Below are 21,220 nucleotides of genomic sequence, written 5' to 3' on the forward strand. Positions count from 1 at the left end.
CGCGGGGGAGCGCGGGCCGCCCTTACATACGGAGGCTCTGATGGCACTGTTCAACCACTGAGGGTTCCCTCAGAAAATTGTGTGCCACCTGTGAAGACGGTCAGCAGTCGAACGAGTGGATCGTCGTCGTGCGGTACGTCTGCCCGGGGCGCAGCACCGTCGACGGGAACGACGGCTTGTTCGGCGAGTCCGGGAAGTGCTGCGTCTCCAGGCACAGCGCGTCGCCCTGCCGGTAGGTGCGGCCGGACGGGCCGGTGAGCGTGCCGTCGAGGAAGTTGCCGGAGTAGAACTGCAGGCCCGGCTCGTTCGTGGCGATCTTCATCGTGCGGCCGGAGGCGGGGTCGCGCAGGGTGGCGACGTGCTCGGGCCGGGCGGTGATGCCCTTGTCGAGGACCCAGTTGTGGTCGAAGCCCTTGGCGGTGACCAGCTGCGGGTGGGCGACGCGGATGTCCCGGCCGATCGGCTTGGCCTTGCGGAAGTCGAAGGGGGTGCCCGCGACCTTGGCCAGCTCGCCCGTGGGGATCAGGCCCGAGTCGGTGGGCGTGTAGCGGGAGGCCGCGATCTGGAGCTCGTGGTCCTCGATCGTGCCGCTGCCCTCGCCGGCCAGGTTGAAGTAGACGTGGCTGGTGAGGTTGACGACGGTGGCCTTGTCGGTGGTGGCCTCGTAGTCGACGCGCCAGTCGCCGTGCTTGGTGAGCGTGTACGTCACCTTCGTCTTGAGCGTGCCCGGGTAGCCCATCTCCCCGTCGACGCTCGTGTAGTACAGGTACAGGCCGACATCGGTGCCCTTCACGAACGGCTCGATGTCCCAGACGCGCTTGTCGAAGCCCTTGGCGCCGCCGTGCAGGCTGTTCTCGCCGTCGTTGACGGACAGCTGGTACGACTTGCCGTCCAGCGTGAACTTGCCCTTGCCGATGCGGTTGCCGTACCGGCCGATCAGGGCGCCGAAGTAGGGGCTCTTGGCGACGTAGTCCTCGACGTTGTCGAAGCCCGCGGAGACGTTGGCGTAGCGGCCGCGGCGGTCGGGGATCTCCAGGGACTGGACGATGCCGCCGTAGGAGAGGACCTTCAGGCGGGTGCCGCCGTTCTCCAGCGCCCAGCTGTAGATCTTGGTGCCGTCGGCGAGCTTGCCGAAGAGCGTCTTCACCGGCTTCCTGCCTCCCGTGGCGTGCGCCGTACCGCCGAGCGTGCCGGCGGCTATGCCCGCCGCCGCGGCTCCCGCGATGACCGTGCGTCTGTTCAGTTCCATGTGCGGCTCCACCTCATTGGGAAACTGCTGTTGAAAGGACCGGGCCCCGCCTTCCGGCGGGGCCCGGTCTGTTCTACGAACCGACCTTGCGCTTGTTCCACACGTCGAACCCGACCGCCGCCAGCAGCACCAGGCCCTTGATGACCTGCTGCCAGTCGGTGCCGATGCCGACGAGGTTCATACCGTTGTTCAGCACGCCCAGGACCAGGCCACCGATGATCGCGCCGAGGACGGTGCCGACACCGCCGCTCATCGACGCGCCGCCGATGAACGAGGCCGCGATCGCCTCCAGCTCGAAGTTGAGGCCGGCCTTGGGAGAGGCCGCGTTGAAGCGGGCGGCGAAGACCAGACCCGCCAGGGCCGCGAGCATGCCCATGTTCAGGAAGACCAGGAAGGTGACCTTCTTGTCCTTCACACCCGACAGCTTGGCCGCGGGCAGGTTGCCGCCGATCGCGTAGATGTGGCGGCCGATGATCGCGTTGCGCATCACGTAGCCGAAGCCGACGAGCAGCACGCCCAGGATGAGCAGCACGATCGGGGCGCCCTTGTAGCTGGCCAGCAGCATGGTCAGGGTCAGCACCGCGGCGCCGATCGCGACCAGCTTCAGCAGGAACAGCTTGGTGGGCGGGACGTCCAGGTTGAACTCCTGCTGCCGCTTGCGGTCACGGACCTCCTGGAAGATCACGAAGGCGATCATCGCGAAGCCCAGCAGCAGGGTGAGGTTGTGGTAGTTGGTGGTCGGGCCGACCTCCGGCAGGAAGCCGTTGGCGACCTTCTGGAGGCCCTCCGGGAACGGGCCGAGCGTCTGGCCCTCCAGGAAGATCTCCGTCAGGCCGCGGAAGATCAGCATGCCCGCCAGGGTCACGATGAACGACGGTATGCCGCCGTATGCGATGAAGAACCCTTGGATGGCACCCGCGACCGCGCCCACGGCGAGGCACAGCAGCACGGCGAGCGGCCACGGTATGTCCTGTTTGACCATGAACACGGCGGCCATCGAGCCGACGAACGCCGTCAGCGAGCCGACCGACAGGTCGATGTGGCCCGCGATGATGACCAGCATCATGCCGATCGCGAGGATCAGGATGTAGCTGTTCTGCAGCACCAGGTTGGAGACGTTGCGCGGCAGCAGCAGGTCGCCGTCGGTCCACACGGCGAACAGCACCACGATCAGGCCCAGCGCGATCAGCATGCCGTACTGCCGCATGTTGCGGCGCATGCCGTCCAGCACCAGCTGCAACAGTCCGTCGCCGGTGGCCGCCCCTCCCTTGCCGGGCGGCGCGGGGGCCGGCGTCTTGGCGGTCACGTCCGTGCTCATCGGGTTACCTCTTTGTCCTTCGTCATCTGACGCATCAGCGATTCCTGGGAGGCCTCGGCCCGCGAGAACTCACCCGTCAGCCGCCCCGCGGCCATCGTGTAGATGCGGTCGCACATACCGAGCAGTTCGGGCAGCTCGGAGGAGATGAAGACGACCGCCTTGCCCTGGGCGGCCAGCTGGTCGATGACCGTGTAGATCTCGTACTTGGCACCGACGTCGATACCGCGCGTCGGCTCGTCCAGGATCAGCACGTCCGGACCCGAGAAGATCCACTTGCTGAGGACGACCTTCTGCTGGTTGCCGCCGGACAGCTTGCCCACCGGCTCGAAGACGGTCGGCGCCTTGATGTTCATGGACTTGCGGAAGCCCTCGGCGACCTGCCGCTCCTCGTGCTCGTCGACCACGCCCCGCTTGGCGACCTTGTTCAGGGCGGTCAGCGAGATGTTCCGGTTGATGGTGTCGATGAGGTTCAGGCCGTAGTGCTTGCGGTCCTCGGTCACGTACGCGATGCCGTGCTTGACCGCCTCGGGGACGGACTTGGTGCGGATCTCCGTGCCGTCCTTGAGGACCGTGCCGCCCGCGTACCGGCCGTACGTCCGCCCGAAGACGCTCATCGCCAGTTCGGTGCGGCCGGCGCCCATCAGGCCCGCGATGCCGACGATCTCGCCGCGCCGCACCTGGAGCGACACGTCGTCGACGACCTTGCGCTGCTGGTCGATCGGGTGGTGCACCGTCCAGTTGCGGATCTCCAGGGCGGGCGCCGCGCCCTCCTCGGGCTGGTGCGGCGACCGCTCCGGGAAGCGGTTCTCCAGGTCGCGGCCGACCATGCCGCTGATGATCCGGTCCTCGGTGGTCTCCGGGGCCTTCACATCGAGGGTCTCGATGGTCTGGCCGTCGCGGATGATCGTCACCGAGTCGGCGACCTTGCGGATCTCGTTGAGCTTGTGGGAGATGATGATCGAGGTGATGCCCTGCTTCTTCAACTCCAGGATGAGATCCAGGAGTTTACCGCTGTCCTCGTCGTTCAGGGCGGCGGTCGGCTCATCCAGGATGAGCAGCTTCACCTTCTTCGACAGGGCCTTGGCGATCTCCACGAGCTGCTGCTTGCCCACGCCGATGTCGGCGACGCGGGTGTCCGGGTGGTCGGAGAGGCCGACCCGGCGCAGCAGTTCGGTGGCGTGCCGCAGGGTCTCGGTCCAGCTGATGATGCCCCGCGTGGCGTGCTCGTTGCCGAGGAAGATGTTCTCCGCGAGGGAGAGGTAGGGCACCAGGGCCAGCTCCTGGTGGATGATCACGATGCCGCGCTCTTCGCTGGCCCGGATGTCCTTGAACTGGCAGACCTCCCCCTCGAAGAGGATGTCCCCCTCGTAGGTGCCGTGCGGGTGGACGCCGGAGAGGACCTTCATGAGGGTCGACTTACCGGCGCCGTTCTCCCCGCAGATGGCGTGGACCTCGCCCTGCTGGACGGTCAGCGTGACGTCCGACAGCGCCTTGACGCCGGGAAAGGTCTTGACGATCGAGCGCATTTCCAGGACGGGTCCCGCCATGGTCGTGCCTTCCAATCAGTGGTGAATCGTCGGTCGGTTGGCGGCGGTTACTTCAGGTCGCTTTCCTTGATGTAGCCGGAGTCGACGACCGTCTTCTGGTAGTTCGACTTGTCGACGGCCACCGGCTCCAGCAGGTACGCCGGGACGACCTTCGCCCCGTTGTCGTAGGTCTTGGTGTCGTTGACCTCGGGCTTCTTGTCGTTGAGCAGGGCGTCGACCATGTTGGAGGCCACCTTCGCGAGCTCGCGGGTGTCCTTGTAGACGGTCATCGACTGCTGGTCCGCGATGATCGACTTCACCGAGGCGACCTCGGCGTCCTGGCCGGTGACGATCGGCAGCGGCTTGCTCTTGGAGCCGTAGTCGTCCGACTTCAGCGCCGAGAGGATGCCGATGGAGATGCCGTCGTAGGGCGAGAGGACGGCGTCGACGCGCTCGGTCTTGTAGGCCGAGGTCAGGATGTCGTCCATGCGCTTCTGGGCGGTGCCGCCGTCCCAGCGCAGGGTCGTGACCTGGTTGAGCTTGGTCTGGCCGGAGCGGACGACGAGCTGCTTCTTCTCGATGTAGGGCTGCAGGACGTTCATCGCGCCCTGGAAGAAGTAGCGGGTGTTGTTGTCGTCGTTGGAGCCGGCGAACAGCTCGATGTTGAACGGGCCCTTCTTGGAGCCGTCCTTCAGGCCGAGCTTCTCGACGATGTAGGTGCCCTGGAGCTCGCCGACCTTCTCGTTGTCGAAGGAGGCGTAGTAGTCGACGTTCTGCGTGCCGAGGATCAGGCGGTCGTAGGAGATGACCGGGATGTTCGCGTCCTTGGCCTGCTGGAGCACGTTGTTCATCGACTTGTTGTCGATGGCCGCGACGATCAGCGCCTTCACACCCTGGGTGATCAGGTTCTCGATCTGTGAGACCTGCTGGTCCGGGTCGTCCTCGCCGTAGACCAGCTGGGTCTTGTAGCCCTTGGACTCCAGGTCCTTCTTGACGTTGTTGCCGTCGGCGATCCAGCGCTCGGAGGACTTGGTCGGCATCGCGATGCCGATGGTGCCGCCCTTGGCGTCCCCCTCGCTCTCCTTGCTGCCGCCCTGGCCGCTCTGGCCGCAGGCGGACAGGGTGAGGGCGAGGGACGCGGCTCCGGCTATGGCGGCGAGAGCGGCTCTGCGGTTACGCATGATCATCATCCTTGATCTGTGTGCAGGGCTCGGTCTGGGAGGCGCGAAGTCGCTCCGGGTGGTCGTGCCGGAAAGACCGAGAAGAGATGTGTCGGATTGTGCGCGGCTGTGTCTTCTTTTGTGAAGGCGAGTAGCCGGAACGTTATGACGAGATTTCGAACCGTTGCAGATCGCCCGGCAGCCGCGAACCGAGCGGCGCCATGTCGCCGTCCGCGCCGTGGCGGGCCAGAAGATCCAGAGCGAGCCGGCCGCGCCGCACACGTTCCTTGGCGGTGGCCAGGGTCAGCTCCCGCATGTGGTGCCCGTAGGGGTAGATCCCGGGCGCCTTGGACAGGCCGAACTTCAGGTAGAGCGGTGCGCCGCGCCGGATCAGCTCGGCGACCTCGTACATCCGGACGTAGCCGCCGAGGTCGTCGGGGGCCTCGATGTACATGTCCATCGGAGCGCCGGAAACCCGGCGGATCTCGGTGAGGTGATCGAGCGTCAGATCGCTCGGCACATTGACCGAGTCGGCGCCGAGGCGCTCGTACACGGCGTACGCCGCCGGGTTGACGGGGCCGATGAGCGCGCTCACCTTGAGCGTGGTGTCGGCCGGGATGATGCCGGCCGCGCGGGCCCGGTGCAGCGTCCACAACACGCCCTCGTCGGCGACGAGCAGGCACTTGACGCCCAACTCGGTTGCTCTGACGGCGTCTTCGACGCAGCCGGCGACGGCGTCGTGGCCGCGGGCGCGCAGTCCGGCCCCCCGCGAGTCGGTGCGCGTGGACCCACCGATGTCCCAGGTGCCGCGCGGGCCCGTGAACAGGCACAGCTCGATGTCGCGTTCGGCCGTCGCCTCGACCATCTCGGTGATCTCGGCGTCGGTCAGCATCCACACGCCGCTGCCCTGGCTGATCCGGTGGATCGGCACGTCCAGCCGCGAGGCCTCCTTCAGCACCACCGCCAGCGCCTCGGGCCCCTCGCACGAGGGGATCTCGGTGCGCCAGCGGCCGCCGCCGGGGAAGGAGTGCGGCGAGGCGTCGGCGGGGTCGAGGGCGGGCGCGTTCAGGCCGAGCGCGGTGAGCGCCTGCTCACCGGGCCTGCGGGCTGCCGTGGCGGAAGCGTCGGTCACAGGAATGTCCTTCGGTTCGATATTTCGGACGAGGTTCGCGGCTCGGGGTAAGGCAAGGCCCGGGGGAGGGCAAGGCTTGGGTGTACGCCGGTACGGGGGCCGTCAGGTTCCCCCCGTACCGGCGTACGTCTAGGGGCGGAGCAGCACCTTGCCCACCTTCGGATCGCCTGCTCCCACCAGCTCGATGGCCTGCGAGAACTCGGCGAGCGGCAGCTCGTGCGTCACCAGCGGCAGCGGGTCGAGCAGCCCGGCGGCGAACACCCGCACCGTGTGCGCCCAGGCGTCCGGCGGAGCACCGAAGACGGTGTGCACCTCCAGCTGCCGTACGACGAGATCGGTCGGGTCGAGACCGTCGGCACCCGGCGCCGGGATCCCGGTCAGGACCAGCCGGCCGCCCCGCCGGAGCAGGGCGGCGGAGAGCCGCGCGGCGTCCGCGGACCCGGCCGTCTCGATCACCACGTCGAAGTCGTCCGGGAGGTCCTGGTCCTTCGTCCGGAAGTCCGTCGCGCCGTACTGCCGCGACAGCGCCTCCCGGTCCCGCCGGGTGCCGACCACCAGCAGCTCCGTCGGCGAGTTCGCCTTCAGGAACTGCACGGCGAACATGCCGAGCGTGCCGGTGCCGACCACGGCGACGCGCTCGCCGGGCTGGGCGTTGCCCTTCAGCGCGGCGGCCGCGATGCACGCGGCGGGCTCCAGGAGGGCCGCGGCCGTGAGGTCGCAGTCGTCCGGGAGGGCGTGCAGGAGACGCGCCGGGAGCGTCAGCGTGGCCGCCATCGCGCCCGGCTGGGTGAACCCGGTCTCCTCGTAGCCGGCCGTGCACAGGGTCGTGTCGCCCGCGTGGCAGCGGTCGCAGACCTGGCAGTTGCGGAAGCCCTCACCGACGACCTTGCGGCCGACGAGGGACCCGGGGACACCGGCGCCCACCGCCTCGACCGTCCCGGACCACTCGTGGCCCGGGGTGAGCGGGTAGCGCACATAGCCCTCGGGGCGGTTGCCCTGGTACACCTCGCGGTCGCTGCCGCAGATGCCGGAGGCGTGGACGCGCACCAGGGCCTCGCCGGCCTCGGGCCGCCGGGGCTCGTGCGGGACGAGGCGGTGCTCGCCCGGGGCGTCGATGACTACCGCGGTGCTCACGTCGCTCCTCCGGGTTTCGAAGGTTTCGGTCGCCGGTTCCGGGTTTCCGGGTGCCGGACGGTCACTGGCTGCCCTTGGGCTTGCGCTGCTCCCAGCCTTCCGCCCACAGGTCGAAGCGGGCCTGCTGCTGCGGGAACTCCGCGGCGGCGTCCACGTCCAGCTCCACGCCCAGGCCCGGGGCGTCGGAGAGGTGGAAGCAGCCGTCCTCCGGGTTCACCTGCGGGGCGCCCTTGACGACCTTCTTGATCTCCGCGTCCGCGAAGTCGTTGAAGTGCTCAAGGATCTTGAAGTTCGGGGAGGTGAAGCCCACCTGGAGGCTCGCGGCGGTCAGGACCGAGCCGCCCACGTTGTGGGGAGCCACCAGCATGTAGTGGGTCTCGGCGGTCGCGGCGAGCTTCCGGGTCTCCCAGATTCCACCGATATGGCCGACGTCCGGCTGGATGATGTCCACGGCCTGGCTGTCGAACAGCTCGCGGAACTCGATCCGGTCGTGGATGCGCTCACCCGTGGCGACCGGCATGTCGACCTTGGCGGCGACCTTCTCCAGTGCCTTCAGGTTCTCCGGCGGGACCGGCTCCTCCAGCCACGCCGGCTTGAACGGCGCCAGCTCCTTGGCCAGGCGCACGGCCGTGGCGGGGGAGAAGCGGCCGTGCATCTCCAGCATCAGCTCGGCCTCGGGGCCGATGGCGTCCCGGACCGCCTCGATCAGGGAGACGGCGTACAGGGTCTCCTTGTGGTCCAGCTCGAAGTGGCCGGTGCCGAACGGGTCGATCTTGAGCGCCCGATAACCGCGCTCCATGACCCCCTGAGCGGCCTTGTGGTACGCCTCCGGGGTGCGCTCGGTGGTGTACCAGCCGTTGGCGTACGCCTTGACCTTGTCGGTGACCTTGCCGCCCAGCAGCTGCCAGACGGGGACGCCGAGGGCCTTGCCCTTGATGTCCCAGCAGGCCATCTCGATCACGGCGATGCCGGACATCACGATCTCGCCCGCACGGCCGTAGTCGCCGTACTTCATCCGCTTGACGAGGTCCTCGACAGCGAACGGGTCGGAGCCGAGAATGTGGTTGGCCTGGGCTTCCTTCAGGTAACCGAGAAGGGCGTCGGTGTGTCCCAGCATCCGGGTCTCGCCGACTCCGGTGATTCCCTCGTCGGTGTGCACCTGGACGTACGTCAGGTTGCGCCACGGCGTCCCGACCACGTGTGTGCTGATTCCGGTGATGCGCACGGCGGTTGTCCCTCGCAGCTTCGTCGGCTCAGTTCTGTCAGTCATCCAGTTCGAGCGTGTTCGAGATTTCGTCACACGTTCGAAATGCTGGCGTGACAGTAAGGACGGGGCGGCAGGGGTGTCAATGGGTCGCGCGCATAACGGTTTCGACAGTTTCGAAACCAGGGGCGGGGAGTGTCCCTACAGAACCTTCACAGCTGGAGCTAGGAACGCGACAGGCGCGGAACTTAATCTTCCCGCGTCATGGACTATTGCGACCCGTGCCGACGGCACCTGAACGGCGCCCTCGCGTGCCCGGGGTGCGGCACCTCTGCCGACGCGCTGCGCTGGCGCGAGCCGGAGTACGGCGGTGTGTACGACGCCGCGTCCGCGTCCGACGGGGGCGAGAGCACCGCCCACGGGTCGCACGGGTCGGACGAGCCGGCCGACCCGGACGGCGAATACGACGAACGCGATGAACGCGACGATGACGGCGAAGCCGACGGCGAGCCGTCGGGGCGTGCCGCGCGGCGGCGTGGACGCGGACGGGGGCACGGGCCGGTCGCCGAGGGCCCGGCCGGGACGAGCCGGCGGGACCGGAAGGCGGCGGCACATCGCCGTCGGCGGCGCCGGACGCTGTTCGTCGCGGCGGGGTTCGTGCTGGCGGCGGGCGGACTGAGTCTCGCCGAACTCGGCATGGACGCGCCGAAGTCGACACCGAAGCCGGCTGCGGCCGGGGGCGAGTCGGCGGACGGTGACGCGACCGCCGAGGCGGGGGAGCCGGGACGATCCCCGGGCCCGGGAACGGGGGCTGACGGAGCGTCGGAATCCCCCTCTCCGGGCGCTTCCGACTCACCGTCGGCCTCGGAGTCCCCGAAGGACGAGAAGTCCAAGTCCCCGGCGGACGAGGAGACTCCGCGCGATCCCGAGTCGACCGCGGCGGGCACGTCCCCGAGCCGGCCGGCATCGGACCCTACGGCCGCGCCCCCGCCCCCGGCTCCGAAGCCGACATCGGACCGGACGACCCCGCCCCCCGAGCCGGAACCGTCACCTTCGGAGACCTGCAAGCAGTTCCTCTGGTGGTGCACGTAGGGCCAGGGTCAGGATCAGCCCAGCCTGAGCAGCAGTTCGGCGAGCTCGGCCGGCATGGTGATCATGCAGTCGTGGCCGGTCGGCAGTTCCCACACCTGTGCCGGGGAGCCGTTGGGCTGGAGCGCGGGGACGGGGCGCCGGTCAAGGCCTTCGGGCCCGTCGGCGACGCAGTGGATGTGGGTCCGCGGGATCTTGCGTACGGCCGGGTTGTCCAGCCGGACCGGTTGCGTCAGGCAGCGCACCGGCTGGTCCGACAGCATCGAGTGCAGCCAGGCGACGTCCGCCGGGTCGGTGACCCCGAACAGGCCCGCGGGCGGCGGCAACTCGGGCAGGGGCGGAACCCGCCAGCCGCTCTCGGACTTCTCGGCGAGGTCGATCAGGGCCTGGGTCACGGGCAGGACATCGGCCGCGCTCTCGCCGTCCTCCGGGACCATCGCGTCGAGGTAGACCAGATGGGCGATCCGGTCCGGGACGCGGTTGGCCGCGGACGAGATGACCAGTCCGGCGTAGCTGTGACCCACGAGGATCACCTCGGTGAGGTTTTCCGCGGCGATCAGGTCGACGATGTCGTCGACGTGCGTGTCGAGCCCCACCTCGCGGCTGAGCAGGTGCGCCGTGTCGCCGTAGCCGGTCAGCGACGGCGCGAGCACCCGATGCCCGGCCGAGGCCAGCAACGGCACCACCCTCTCCCAGCACCGCCCACTGTGCCAGGCGCCGTGCACCAGCAGATACGTCGACATGGTTTCGCTCCTCGCTGTGTTCCCTCGCTCAGTGTCCGGCCTGTTTCCGTCCACTCGGAGGGCCAGCCTGGCCGCCCGCCCTCCTGCCGCGCCAGGGTCCCCGAGGTCCTGGGGGTGACAGGGCCAGGCACACGCTCAACTGCGCGCATACAGTGGGGAGATGACCGGCGAACCGAACCCGCTGGGCGATTACGTGCGCGCCCGCCGTGAGCTCGTCACCCCCGAACAGGTCGGTATCCCGGCGTCCGGGGTCAGGCGCGTACCGGGCCTGCGCCGGGAGGAGGTCGCGATGCTCGCCGGCATCAGCGCCGACTACTACCTGCGCCTGGAGCAGGGCCGCGACCGCAACCCCTCCGCGCAGGTCCTGGAGTCCCTCGCCCGCGCGCTGCGGCTCGACGACGCCGCGACGGCACACCTCCTGCGCCTCGGCGCCGGCCCACCCCGCCGGGGCGGGTCCCGGCCCCGGCGGGAGGCCGTGCCCGAGGGCATCGCCCAGCTCGTCGCCACGCTCCCGCTGCCGGCGGTCGTCGAGGGCCGCTACTTCGACGTACTGGCCGCCAACGCCCTGGCGACCGCGCTGTCACCGCGCCTCGCGCCGGGGGCCAACCGCCTGCGGGACGTGTTCCTCGACCCCACCGAGCAGGCCCTCCACCCGGACTGGGAGAACGCCACCGAGGGCATGGTCGCCGCCTTCCGCCAGTCCGCCGGCACCGACACGGCCGACCCCCGGTTCACCGAACTCGTCGCCGAACTCTCCCTCGCCAGCCCGCGCTTCCGCCGACTCTGGGCCCGCCACGACGTGGTGGCGTGCGAAGGCACGGCCAAGCACATCGACCACCCCCAGCTAGGCCGCCTACGCCTGAACCGCGAACGGCTAGGCATCGCCGGCACGACAGGCCAGACACTCGCCATCTACCACCCGGACCCCACCACCGAAAACGCGGACAAGCTGGCACTCCTGGCCGAGTGCGCCTAGCTGCGGGAAATCGTGCCGCTAAGGGCGGCACCCGTCCCAAAGAAGCGGCACCTCGTAGCGCCGAGTTGCGCACCCACCCGGCCCCACCTCGAACGCCGAGCATCCAAAAACGCCCCCACTACCCCGCCAACATCCCCCGCAACGCATCCCGCAACGCCACCCGCTCCCCCTCGGAGAGCCCGGCAAGCGGCTCCCGCGCAAACCGCAGCGACTCCCGCAGGCTCCGCGCCATCCGCCGCCCGTCCGCCGTCGCCGCAGCCACCTTCACCCTCCGGTCCGTGGGATCCGGCCGCCGCTCCACCAGCCCTCGCGCCTCCAGCCGGTCCACGATCCCCGTGACGTTCGACGGCTCGCACTTCAACCGCTGCGCAAGCCTCCGCATCGGCAGCGGCTCCAGGCACAGCAGGCTCAGCAGCCGCGCCTGCGCCCCCGTGAGGGCGTGTTCCGCCGCCGCCTCCTCGTAGTCCTGGTGGAACCGCGCCACCACCTCCCCGATGAGCTCGACGACCTCGAGGGTCAGCGGATCGGGGCGGTTGGCGGTGGTCCGGGGGGTCGGTGTGGTGGAGGCCATGCGATCGAGGGTACCCGGTTATTTGACAACCTGAAATTTTCAGGAGCATGGTTGTTTCAGGTACTGAAACATTCGCTCGAACCACGTGAGGACAGGCGCACCATGACCGACACCCCCACCCTCCCCGCCGTCAGCCGCGAATGGCACCTGCTCAGCCGCCCGGTGGGCTGGCCGAAGCCCGAGGACTTCGCCCTGGTCGAGGCGGAGGTGCGGCAGCCCGGTGAGGGGCAGGTCCTCGTCCGGAACAAGTACCTCTCCGTGGACCCGTACATGCGCGGCCGGATGAGCGCCGCGAAGTCCTACGTCGCCCCGTTCGAGCTGGGCAAGGTCATGCAGGGCGGTGCCGTCGGCGAGGTCGTGGCCTCCGACGCGGAGGGGTTGTCCGTCGGGGACCACGTGCTGCACTTCTCCGGGTGGCGCGAGTACGCCGTCGTCAGCGGCAAGAACGCCGTGAAGGTGGACCCGGACGCCGCTCCGCTGTCGACCTACCTCGGTGTCCTGGGCATGACCGGCCTCACCGCCTACGCGGGGCTGCTGCGCACCGCCGCCTTCAAGGAGGGCGACGCCGTCTTCGTCTCCGGTGCCGCCGGGGCCGTGGGCGGCCAGGTCGGGCAGATCGCCAGGCTGAAGGGGGCCTCGCGGGTCATCGGGTCCGCCGGGTCGGCGGAGAAGGTGAAGCTCCTCGTGGAGGAGTACGGCTTCGACGCCGCCTTCAACTACAAGGACGGGCCGGTGAGCGAGCAGCTGCGCGCCGCCGCCCCCGACGGGATCGACGTCTACTTCGACAACGTCGGCGGTGATCACCTGGAGGCCGCCATCGGGTCCCTCAACGAGGGCGGCCGGATCGCCGTCTGCGGGATGATCTCGGTCTACAACAACACCGAGCCCGCCCCGGGCCCGAAGAACCTCGCCCGCCTCATCCAGACCCGCGGCCGCATAGAAGGCTTCCTGGTCGGGGACCACTACGACCTCCAGTCGCAGTTCGTGCGGGAGGTCGCCCCCTGGGTCGCCTCCGGGGAGCTGAAGTACCGGGAGACCGTCGTCGAGGGCATCGAGAACAACCTGGAGGCGTTCCTTGGTGTTCTGCGTGGCGACAACACCGGGAAGATGATCGTCAAGCTCTGACGGCCCCCGCCGCCCTTTGCTGGCATTCCGGCATGCGGTAGTTTCTTTCCGAATCCGTCCCGGCCCGGGCGCGAGCCGCGGCGGACGACCGAAGGAACACAACCGCATGCCGATCCAGCAGTCCGACGTCCTGTACACCGCCGTCGCCACCGCCGAGGGTGGGCGCGACGGGCGGGTGGCCACCGATGACGGCCGGCTCGACGTCGTCGTCAATCCGCCCCAGGCGATGGGCGGGAGCGGCGCCGGCACCAACCCCGAGCAGCTGTTCGCCGCCGGGTACAGCGCCTGCTTCCAGGGGGCTCTCGGTGTCGTCGCCCGTCAGGAGGGTGCCGATCTCACCGGTTCGACCGTGACCGCGAAGGTCGGCCTCGGGAAGAACGGTGACGGGTTCGGGATCATCGTCGAGATCTCGGCCGACATCCCCAAGGTCGACCGGGGCACCGCGCGGTCGCTGATCGAGAAGGCCCACGAGGTGTGCCCGTACTCGAAGGCGACTCGCGGGAACATCACCGTGACGCTCGTCTGACGACAGTCGTTGCCTACGCGGAGGCCGCATCCTTGGACGTGGGGTGCGGCCTCCGCCCGCGCCCGGGCTCAGCGGGCGAGCGCCGCCCGGTGGATCGCCCGCGCCAGGCGGTTGTTCTCCGGGGCGGCCCCGCCGGGGAAGGCGAACCGGCGGCGCGTGTAGCCGTACGCGAGGCCGCTCCACGGGTCCGCGAAGGCCTGGGAGCCGCTCGCGCCGCTGTGCCCGATCGTCCCGGCGCCGAGGAACGGGTGCCACGTGTCGGCCGTGGTCTGGAAGCCGAGCCCGAACGACTTGTGGGCCCGGGCCACCAGGTCGTAGCCGGCCGAGTGGAACTGGCCGAACTCCGCCACGGTGTCCGGCTTCAGCAGTGGCGCCTGCTCGCCCACCTCGCTGATCGCCGCCGCGTACATCCCCGCCAGGCCCCGCGCCGACGCCACTCCGCCCACGGACGCCGGGCCCTTCGCGCGCACCAGCGGCGTGTTGGGGAGCGAGGCCAGGTCGGTCGGATCGGGCGCGTGGCGGTTGAACGCGATCGAGCCGAGCGCGTGCGGGCCCGTGGGCGCGGCGTCGAGGAGGGCCTGCTGGTCGGGGGTCGGGGCCATCGGCTGGGTGGTGCGGAAGCGGGGCTCCTGGGGCGCGGGCAGGCCGAGGAAGAAGTCCAGGCCGTACGGGGCCCTGACCCGCTCCTGGTAGACCTCCTGGAGCGTGCGGCCCGTGGCGCGGCGGACGACCTCGCCGGCCAGGGCGCCGCCGACCAGCGCGTGGTAGCCGAAGGCCGTGCCGGGGCGCCAGAACGGCCGCTGGTCGGCGAGGCGTTCGGCGAGCTGGCGGTCGTCGGCCAGCTCCGCGAGGGTGAAGCCGCTGTCCGTGCCGACCACGCCGGCCCGGTGCGCGAGCAGGTCGCGCAGCGTCAGGCCGCCCTTGCCCTCGGCCGCGAACTCCGGCCAGTAGTACGTCACCTTGCGGTCCAGTTCGAGCGTGCCGTCCTGGACGAGGAGGGCGACGACCAGGGAGGCGGCGCCCTTGGTGGACGAGAACACGGCGTAGAGGGCGTCCGCGTCGGTCCCCGCCCACAGGTCGACGACCTTGCGGCCGTGCACGTAGGCGCACAGCTGGCCCTCGTAGTCGGGGCGCTCCCCGGCCACGAACGCGGCGAACTCCTCGCGCACCCCCTCGAAGCCGTCGGCTACGGTGCCGTGGATCTCCTGCGTCATCCGCTCTCCTCAACTGAACCGCTGTGTGCCACTGTGAACAATGCCCGTGCCACCTGCGGGAATTCCCCCTTCGGATGGTCCCGGAAGAGGGGCTCGGTGCCGAACAGGACCGTGTGCCCGCCGCTGACCACCGAGGCCTGCCCCGCGGCCCCGGCAGGGCCGCCCGTGCCGTCCCGCAGCGGACGCCAGTGCCCGGAGACCAGCGGGTTCCCGGTCGCGTACGACTGCTCCACGCGCACGCCGGGGCCGAGGCCGGTGAACCAGAGCGGGGCGTAGACGAAGCCGTGGGGCGGTGCGTCGCGGGTGATGCCGCCCGAGTTCGCCACGCGGACGACGCCGTTGGCGGCTTCGTTGCCCTCGACCGGCGTGACGGCCAGCAGGCCCGCAGCCGTGTTGAGGGCCGCTCCCGTCGCGCCCCGGCCGACCAGGCCGTGGTCGTCGAGGAAGGCGTCCAGGGCCGTGCGGGCGGGGGCCGTCAGGGCGGCGTGGTCCAGGCCGGCGGAGACGAACAGCACGTCCGTGCCGGACCAGTCGAAGCCCGCGTTCAGGACCGCCGTCGAGACCGGGGTGACGTCGAAGCCCATCTCCCGCAGGGCGAACAGCTCACCCGGCGTGACGGCGGCGGCGACGCGGAGGCGGCGCAGGGGCGTGGTGCCGGTCAGGCGCGTGGCCGTGAAGGCGACGTCGTGGGTGCGGGCGGCGGCGAGCGCCGCGCGGCGGGCCGACGCCGGGACGATCGCGCTGCCGTCCGATGCCTGGCGCACGCGGACCCCGTCCCGGAGAAGGGAGTTGAGGGCCGCGACCTCGCGCGGGTCGGTCAGGCGCAGCCGGAGGTCGCCCCGCGCGGGCACCTGGGCGACCGGTACGGCCTCGGTGACCGGGCGCAGGGGCGCGCCCCGCAGGCTCCCCGACGGCACCCGCTCGACCGTGGCGTCCCACAGGCGACTCAGGCTCCAGCCGGAGATGTCGTACATCTCCGAGACCCGGTCACTGATGTCCCGGCCGTCGGCCAGCAGCACGTTCGCCATGCCGCGCTTGGGCTGGTGCAGGTCGACGACGTAGGAGCCCTCGGGATACGTCCGCCCGGCGAGGCGGAAGGGGCGGGTGGCACGGGTGACGCGGACGTCGTTGGCGAGCAGGTGGTCGACCAGGCGCGCGGCGGCCGGCGCCGAGCGCTGGGTGCGCGAGGTGCCCGGCGGGATGACGTAGGCGCGCGGGAAGGTGGTCGTGTAGACGTCCTCCGGGCCGATGCCGGGCACGCCGGGGACCGTCTCCGGCGACACCGGCACCTGCGGGGCGCCGGCCGCGCCGCGGCGGAAGACCTCGATCTGGTCGGTGATGAGGTCGGTGCGGTGCTCGCGGACGTGGTTCAGGGTCGCGCGGATCGCCGCGCCCGCCACGGCCGTGTTGACCGCCGCGCGGCGGCGCAGCTCCGGGACGGGCAGTTCGTCGTACTCCTCGTTGTTCACCGCCAGCGGGATCTCCACCGTGTGGGCGGCCACCGTGCCGTGGAAGGCCGCGTACTGCGGGGTGAAGATCGGCGGCCAGTCGTCCCAGCCCTCCTCCTGGTCGCGGAACGGGATCTGGGCCGGTTCCACGCCGTCCTTGGCGGGCGTGTAGCCGAGGGCGTTGACGGCGGACTCCATGCCGAGGGCGTTGGCATAGGTGTGCTTCAGGAAGAGGTCGTACTCGTAGTTCTCGCCGTGCGGGGGAGTGGTGGGCTCGATGAGGGTGCCGTTGACGTAGCCGTGCAGGTCGAGCAGGACGGCCGGCTGCTTGTCGAGCTCGATCCGCCGCATGACACGTGTCTCGGGCTGGGAAGCGGTGACGAAGTCCCGGTTCAGATCGAAGCCGTTGGCGTTGGCCCGGGTGCCCGCGATACGGCCGTCCGGGTTGGCCGTGACGTTGAAGTACAGGCGGCTGTGCGCGAGGAGGTCCCTGGTCTTGGAGTCCTGGGCGGTCGCGAGCCGCTCGACGATCCTCAGGGCGGCGTCCGTGCCCTCCCACTCGTTGCCGTGGATGTTGCTGTTGACGAAGACCGGGGTCTTGTAAGCGCGCTTGATCTCAGGGGACTTGGCGGCCGTCGCAGGCGCGTTCTCGATCAGGTCCCGCATCCGCTCCTGGGCGCGGGCCTGGCGGGTGGTCTCCGGGGCGGTGACGGTGACGAGGTAGAGGCGCCGGCCGCCGGCCGAGCGGCCCGTCACCTCCACGCTCACCCGGTCGCCGAGGCGCTGGAGCGCGTTCAGCTTCGGGGCGATCGCGTGGTACGGGGTGAGGCCCAGCTTCAGGGACTTGTCGCCGGGGTTCACCGGGTCGGGGGAGAGGGTCTGGCGCCGGGGGTAACCGCGGGTCGCGCTGCCGGAGGAGACCTCCGCGGTCAGAGCCCGTTCGGCCGTGCTCTCGGGTGTCCGGGCCGCGTGGTCGTCGACGGCGGCCCCCTCGCGGGTGACGGGCTTCGGGTCCGCGCCGGCGGTGCCGGGGGCCAGCAGGAGTGAACCCGCCGTGGCGAGGGTGAGGGTGACGATCAGCGCGGGTCTCGCAGGAACGGTTCTCGTGGTGCGCACGCAGTACCTCCTCCGGGGCTTCCTGAGATCGGTACGGCGAGGTGTACCGGTTCGACTCAACGGCAACAAGGGCGCGTTGGTGTCACCGGTGACCCGGATGGCTCCACGGAGCGCGCCTCACCTGACCCGGGCGGCCTGTGACAGCGGTGTGACCGGAGCGCGTCAAGAGCGCGACACCGGCCCCGATAGGGTCGTCCCATGCGCGATCTCGGGGTGGGTTTCCGGTACCTGCTGAAAGGCCAGCGATGGGTGGCCCGGCACGGCAGGAGTTACGGCTTCGGGCTGCTCCCGGGCCTGATCACCCTCGTCCTGTACGCGGCGGCGCTCGTCGCGCTGGCGCTGTGGGGCGAGGACGCCGTGGCCTGGGCGACGCCGTTCGCCGACGACTGGTCGAGCCCGTGGCTCGGCCTCTTCCGCGGCTTCCTGACCGCCGTGCTGTTCGCCCTCGGCCTGCTCCTGTCCGTCGTGACGTTCACCGCGGTGACGCTGCTGGTCGGGCAGCCCTTCTACGAGAACCTCTCCGAGAAGGTCGACCGGGACGTGTCCCCGGACGGGCACGCGCCCGAGTCGGGGCTGCCGCTCTGGCGCGAACTGTGGATCTCCGCCCGCGACAGCCTCCGGATCGTCCTGCGGGCCGCCCTGTGGGGCGTGCTGCTGTTCGCGTGCGGATTCATCCCGGTCGTCGGCCAGACGGCCGTACCGGTGGTCGGGTTCTTCGTCACCGGGTTCTTCCTCACCGAGGAACTGACCTCCGTCGCCCTCCAGCGCCGCGGCGTCGAACTGCGCACCCGGCTCGGCCTGCTCCGCTCCCGCAAGACCCTGGTCTGGGGCTTCGGCACGCCGCTGGCCGTATCCTTCCTGGTGCCGTTCGTCGCGGTGTTCCTGATGCCGGGCGCGGTCGCGGGCGCCACCCTCATGGCGCGGGAACTCCTGGGCGAGGAGATCCGGGACGGCGGCGAGGAGGGCGACGGGGCCGTCACGACTCTTCCGAAGCCACCCTCAGGATCGTCCTCACCTGGGCGATGATGTCCAGCCGGTTCCGCACGAACTCCGGGTCGGTGACCTCGGTGGTGTTCCCGGCGCCGAACTGGAGCACCGGCGTGTGCACATGGCCCCCCGGCAGGACGTCGTGCAGCCCGAGCCGGTCGCGCAGCAGCGTGGCCCGGTAGGCGATCTCGTTGGAGAGGTAGTCCCCGCCGCCCCCCTGGCGGGCGGTGGAACCGGGCGTCGGGCCGTCCGGGCGTACGACGGGCTCGGTGCCGCCCGCCGGGATCTCCGTGACGCTCGTGTTGTCGTACACCGGGAAACGGCCGGTGTCCGCGGCGACGATCGCCCGGTACGGCAGCGTGGTGGTCGTCCACTGGGGCTGTGAGGCCGGGTCCGTGACGGGGATCGTCTCCGTGCGGCCGATGTTGTCGTTGTCCCCGAAGCCGCCGCGCCAGGCCCCGTTGGTCCGCTCGATGTCGAACCGCCCGACCCGGCCCTGGCTCACGGTCGTGAACAGGTCGACCTTCTTGAGGTGGGGCCGCAGCGCCCGCTCCACCGTCCCTTCCGTGAAGTCCCGCCAGCGCACCGGGAACACGGCCGTCTCGATCCGGGCCGGGCCGTCCGCCGTCTCGATGACCGTGCCGTCGAGGGCGAGCGCGGTGGCGCCGGACGGGTTGGAGATGCGGATGTCCCGGTCCAGGGTGAAGGGGTCGAAGCCGGTGAGCAGGATCCGCTTCAGGCCCTTGCCGTGCGGGTAGCCGATGGCCGTCTGGCCGCGCGAGGTGCGCTCCAGCTCGTCCAGCAGCGCGGCCCGCTGCCGGTCCGTCAGGCCGAACTCCGGCTCCCAGGTGCGCACTTCCCGCGTCATGCCGAGCCGCGCCCAGTACAGCGGCCGGTCGTCGTCCCGGCTCAGGTCGCCGCCCGAGGGCCCGCGCCCCTGCGCCCGGTCCACGGCCCGCTGCCACAGCCGCGACCCCTCGCGGGTGACGGCCCGGCGGGCGTCCCCGTAGGAGCGGGCCGCGTCGAGCGCCCGGGCCAGCCGCGGGGCCACCGTGTCGAAGCCGGAGCGGCGCAGGATCTCCTGCGGGACGGCCCGGTCGAGCCGCCGCTCCTCGACGGTGGGGGAGGGGGCCGCCTCGGCGGCACTCGCGGCCGGGGGAGCGGTGAGGCCGGTCAGCAGGGCGAGGCCGAGGACGCCGAGGCGAACGCGTATGAGTTCAAGGAGGTTGGGCCTTCCGTCGCGGTGGGCGGTGCGGTGGCGTGGTGCCGGACGGCGGCAGTATCGCGTGGCGGGTGGGGGCCACGCCATGGGCGGGGCTCAGGCGGGGATCGTCGCCGCCGCCTCCCGCAGCGCGCCCAGGAACGCCACGGCGGCCGGGCTCAGGGTCCGGCCCCGTACGGCCGCCGCGTACACCGCCCGGGCCGGGCCGCCCGCGTCGAGCACCCGCAGCAGCCTGACGTCCGGGCGTACCGCCTCGGCGGCGAGCGCGGGCACGAGCGTCACGCCGAGCCCGGCGGCGACATAGCCCTGCTTGGCGGTCCACTCGCCGACGACATGGGCGACACGCGGCCGGAAGCCCTGGCGCAGGGCCGCCTCCAGGAGGGTGCCCTCGGGGCGCGGGCTGCCGGAGATCCAGTCGGCGTCGGCGAACCGGCCGAGCGGCACCGGGCCCTCGTGGCCGGCGAGGGGATGGCCGGCCGGGAGCGCGAGGTACAGCGGCTCGTCGAGGAGGTGGTGCAGCTCGTACGACCTCAGCGGTGCGCGGCCCGTCGTCGACACGATCGCGAGGTCCAGGTGACCGGCCGTCAGCCGGTCCAGGAGAGCAGGGGTGAAGCCCTCCTCGCGGGTGACGCGGACCCCGGGGTGGCGGGCGCGGAAGCGGGCCAGGGCCTGCGGCACCAGGGCCGCGTCGGCGGTGGCGAAGGCGCCGAACCGGAGGCGTCCGCCGGCCGCCTCGCGCAGGGCGTCGAGTGCGCGCCGGGCGTCGTGCAGCGCGGCGGCGACCGTCTCGGCGTGCGGTACCAGGAGCCGCCCGGCCTCCGTCAGCCGGACGCCGCGCGGCAGCCGGTCGAAGAGCGGCCCGCCTCCCAACGCGGCCTCCAGCGAGGCGACTTGCCGGGACACAGCGGACTGCGTCCAGCCGAGCGCCCGGGCGGCCACCGTGAACGAGCCGTGCCGCGCGACCTCCAGGAAGACCCGCAGCCAGACGGTCGAGAGCTCGGGCATCTCGTCATGCGTGGTCGGCATGGGAGCCATGCTAGACATTCGCTTGTCGCATCAGTGACGTCGCACCTAGCGTCGGCGGCATGCAGATCACCCTGGACAACCCCGCCTCCGCGCCCCAGCCCCTCAGCCCCTACTACTCCCAGGTCGCCCGCCTCGAACAGGCCGACGGCAGCGCCCTGTTGTTCGTCTCCGGGCAGATCGCCGAGGGCGACACGCTCGCCGAGCAGACCCGGGGCGTCTTCGAGACCCTCACCGCGCTGCTCCACGCGCACGGCGCGACCCTGGCCGACGTGGTCAACATCCGCACGTATCTGACCGACATCTCCCGGCTGGAGGAATACGGCACCGTACGGCGGCAGTTCCTCACCGGGACCCCGCCGACCAGCATGACCTTCGAGGCGTCCCGGCTCTTCCGCCCCGAGGCCCTCGTCGAGGTGGAGGTCGTGGCCGCCGTACCCGCCCGCTAGGTCACTCG

At 70.9% G+C, this 21,220-nt stretch carries 19 protein-coding genes; 6 read left to right on the forward strand and 13 right to left on the reverse strand.

Going from position 1 to position 21,220, the window contains the following annotated elements; all coding sequences use genetic code 11:
• Positions 1-100: 100 nt before the first annotated feature.
• The 7 genes from IE255_RS03565 to IE255_RS03595 all read right to left on the reverse strand — a co-directional run bounded on the left by IE255_RS03565 (position 101) and on the right by IE255_RS03595 (position 8,744).
• The gene (locus IE255_RS03565) at positions 101-1,249 is read right to left on the reverse strand and encodes an aldose epimerase family protein (protein WP_190048605.1); all 1,149 of its coding nucleotides are present in this window, start codon (positions 1,247-1,249) and stop codon (positions 101-103) included.
• Between the two features lie 73 nt (positions 1,250-1,322).
• Positions 1,323-2,567 carry a multiple monosaccharide ABC transporter permease gene (gene mmsB, locus IE255_RS03570; protein ID WP_190048606.1) on the reverse strand — a complete coding sequence of 415 codons (1,245 nt, stop codon included), beginning with the start codon at positions 2,565-2,567 and terminating at the stop codon, positions 1,323-1,325.
• Entirely contained in the window at positions 2,564-4,114 is a 1,551-nt protein-coding gene (mmsA, locus tag IE255_RS03575) for a multiple monosaccharide ABC transporter ATP-binding protein (RefSeq protein ID WP_190048607.1), read from the reverse strand. The genes mmsB and mmsA overlap by 4 nt, the downstream gene beginning before the upstream one ends.
• A gap of 47 nt (positions 4,115-4,161) precedes the next feature.
• Positions 4,162-5,274, reverse strand: coding sequence for a multiple monosaccharide ABC transporter substrate-binding protein (gene chvE, locus IE255_RS03580; RefSeq protein WP_372487564.1), 1,113 nt, complete (start codon positions 5,272-5,274; stop codon positions 4,162-4,164).
• Between the two features lie 142 nt (positions 5,275-5,416).
• The gene (locus IE255_RS03585; RefSeq protein WP_190048609.1) at positions 5,417-6,385 is read right to left on the reverse strand and encodes a glycosyltransferase family protein; all 969 of its coding nucleotides are present in this window, start codon (positions 6,383-6,385) and stop codon (positions 5,417-5,419) included.
• 129 nt (positions 6,386-6,514) lie between these two features.
• Complete coding sequence (locus IE255_RS03590; RefSeq protein ID WP_190048610.1) at positions 6,515-7,519, reverse strand: zinc-dependent alcohol dehydrogenase; 1,005 nt, start codon at positions 7,517-7,519, stop codon at positions 6,515-6,517.
• Positions 7,520-7,580: 61 nt separating this feature from the next.
• Positions 7,581-8,744 carry a mandelate racemase/muconate lactonizing enzyme family protein gene (locus tag IE255_RS03595; RefSeq protein WP_190049340.1) on the reverse strand — a complete coding sequence of 388 codons (1,164 nt, stop codon included), beginning with the start codon at positions 8,742-8,744 and terminating at the stop codon, positions 7,581-7,583.
• A gap of 243 nt (positions 8,745-8,987) precedes the next feature.
• Here IE255_RS03595 and IE255_RS03600 point away from each other — a divergent pair, with 243 nt between their 5' ends.
• Positions 8,988-9,815 (forward strand): SCO2400 family protein, encoded by an 828-nt coding sequence (locus IE255_RS03600; RefSeq protein WP_190048611.1) that lies wholly within the window; start codon positions 8,988-8,990, stop codon positions 9,813-9,815.
• A 14-nt stretch (positions 9,816-9,829) separates the two neighbouring features.
• On the opposite strand, the gene IE255_RS03605 is transcribed toward IE255_RS03600, so the two are convergent.
• Positions 9,830-10,555, reverse strand: a complete 726-nt coding sequence (locus IE255_RS03605; RefSeq protein WP_190048612.1) for an alpha/beta fold hydrolase — start codon at positions 10,553-10,555, stop codon at positions 9,830-9,832.
• Between the two features lie 160 nt (positions 10,556-10,715).
• Between IE255_RS03605 and IE255_RS03610 the strand changes: the two genes are divergently transcribed.
• Positions 10,716-11,531 (forward strand): helix-turn-helix domain-containing protein, encoded by an 816-nt coding sequence (locus IE255_RS03610; protein ID WP_190048613.1) that lies wholly within the window; start codon positions 10,716-10,718, stop codon positions 11,529-11,531.
• 118 nt (positions 11,532-11,649) lie between these two features.
• Here the strand turns inward: IE255_RS03610 and IE255_RS03615 are convergent, their stop codons facing one another.
• A complete protein-coding gene (locus IE255_RS03615) occupies positions 11,650-12,102 on the reverse strand; it encodes a MarR family winged helix-turn-helix transcriptional regulator (protein ID WP_190048614.1) in 453 nt (150 codons plus the stop codon).
• A gap of 102 nt (positions 12,103-12,204) precedes the next feature.
• Between IE255_RS03615 and IE255_RS03620 the strand changes: the two genes are divergently transcribed.
• Both IE255_RS03620 and IE255_RS03625 read left to right on the forward strand, forming a co-directional pair.
• Positions 12,205-13,227, forward strand: coding sequence for an NADP-dependent oxidoreductase (locus IE255_RS03620; RefSeq protein WP_190048615.1), 1,023 nt, complete (start codon positions 12,205-12,207; stop codon positions 13,225-13,227).
• Positions 13,228-13,333: 106 nt separating this feature from the next.
• Complete coding sequence (locus IE255_RS03625) at positions 13,334-13,753, forward strand: organic hydroperoxide resistance protein (protein ID WP_190048616.1); 420 nt, start codon at positions 13,334-13,336, stop codon at positions 13,751-13,753.
• Positions 13,754-13,821: 68 nt separating this feature from the next.
• Here IE255_RS03625 and IE255_RS03630 read toward each other — a convergent pair whose 3' ends face one another.
• Positions 13,822-14,967: a serine hydrolase domain-containing protein gene (locus IE255_RS03630; RefSeq protein ID WP_190048617.1), complete on the reverse strand. Its 1,146-nt coding sequence runs from the start codon at positions 14,965-14,967 to the stop codon at positions 13,822-13,824.
• Positions 14,964-17,531, reverse strand: coding sequence for a M14 family zinc carboxypeptidase (locus tag IE255_RS03635; protein ID WP_190048618.1), 2,568 nt, complete (start codon positions 17,529-17,531; stop codon positions 14,964-14,966). Before IE255_RS03635 ends, IE255_RS03630 begins: the two co-directional genes overlap by 4 nt.
• Positions 17,532-17,729: 198 nt before the next feature.
• Here IE255_RS03635 and IE255_RS03640 point away from each other — a divergent pair, with 198 nt between their 5' ends.
• Positions 17,730-18,557, forward strand: a complete 828-nt coding sequence (locus IE255_RS03640) for an EI24 domain-containing protein (RefSeq protein ID WP_190048619.1) — start codon at positions 17,730-17,732, stop codon at positions 18,555-18,557.
• On the opposite strand, the gene IE255_RS03645 is transcribed toward IE255_RS03640, so the two are convergent.
• Entirely contained in the window at positions 18,508-19,731 is a 1,224-nt protein-coding gene (locus IE255_RS03645) for a pyroglutamyl-peptidase I (protein ID WP_190049341.1), read from the reverse strand. The genes IE255_RS03640 and IE255_RS03645 overlap by 50 nt on opposite strands.
• Positions 19,732-19,836: 105 nt before the next feature.
• Complete coding sequence (locus IE255_RS03650; RefSeq protein ID WP_372487563.1) at positions 19,837-20,775, reverse strand: LysR family transcriptional regulator; 939 nt, start codon at positions 20,773-20,775, stop codon at positions 19,837-19,839.
• Positions 20,776-20,825: 50 nt separating this feature from the next.
• Here IE255_RS03650 and IE255_RS03655 point away from each other — a divergent pair, with 50 nt between their 5' ends.
• Positions 20,826-21,212 carry a RidA family protein gene (locus IE255_RS03655; RefSeq protein ID WP_190048621.1) on the forward strand — a complete coding sequence of 129 codons (387 nt, stop codon included), beginning with the start codon at positions 20,826-20,828 and terminating at the stop codon, positions 21,210-21,212.
• Positions 21,213-21,220 lie beyond the last annotated feature (8 nt).

It is taken from the genome of Streptomyces lomondensis, from assembly GCF_014651035.1.
GTDB lineage: Bacteria > Actinomycetota > Actinomycetes > Streptomycetales > Streptomycetaceae > Streptomyces > Streptomyces lomondensis.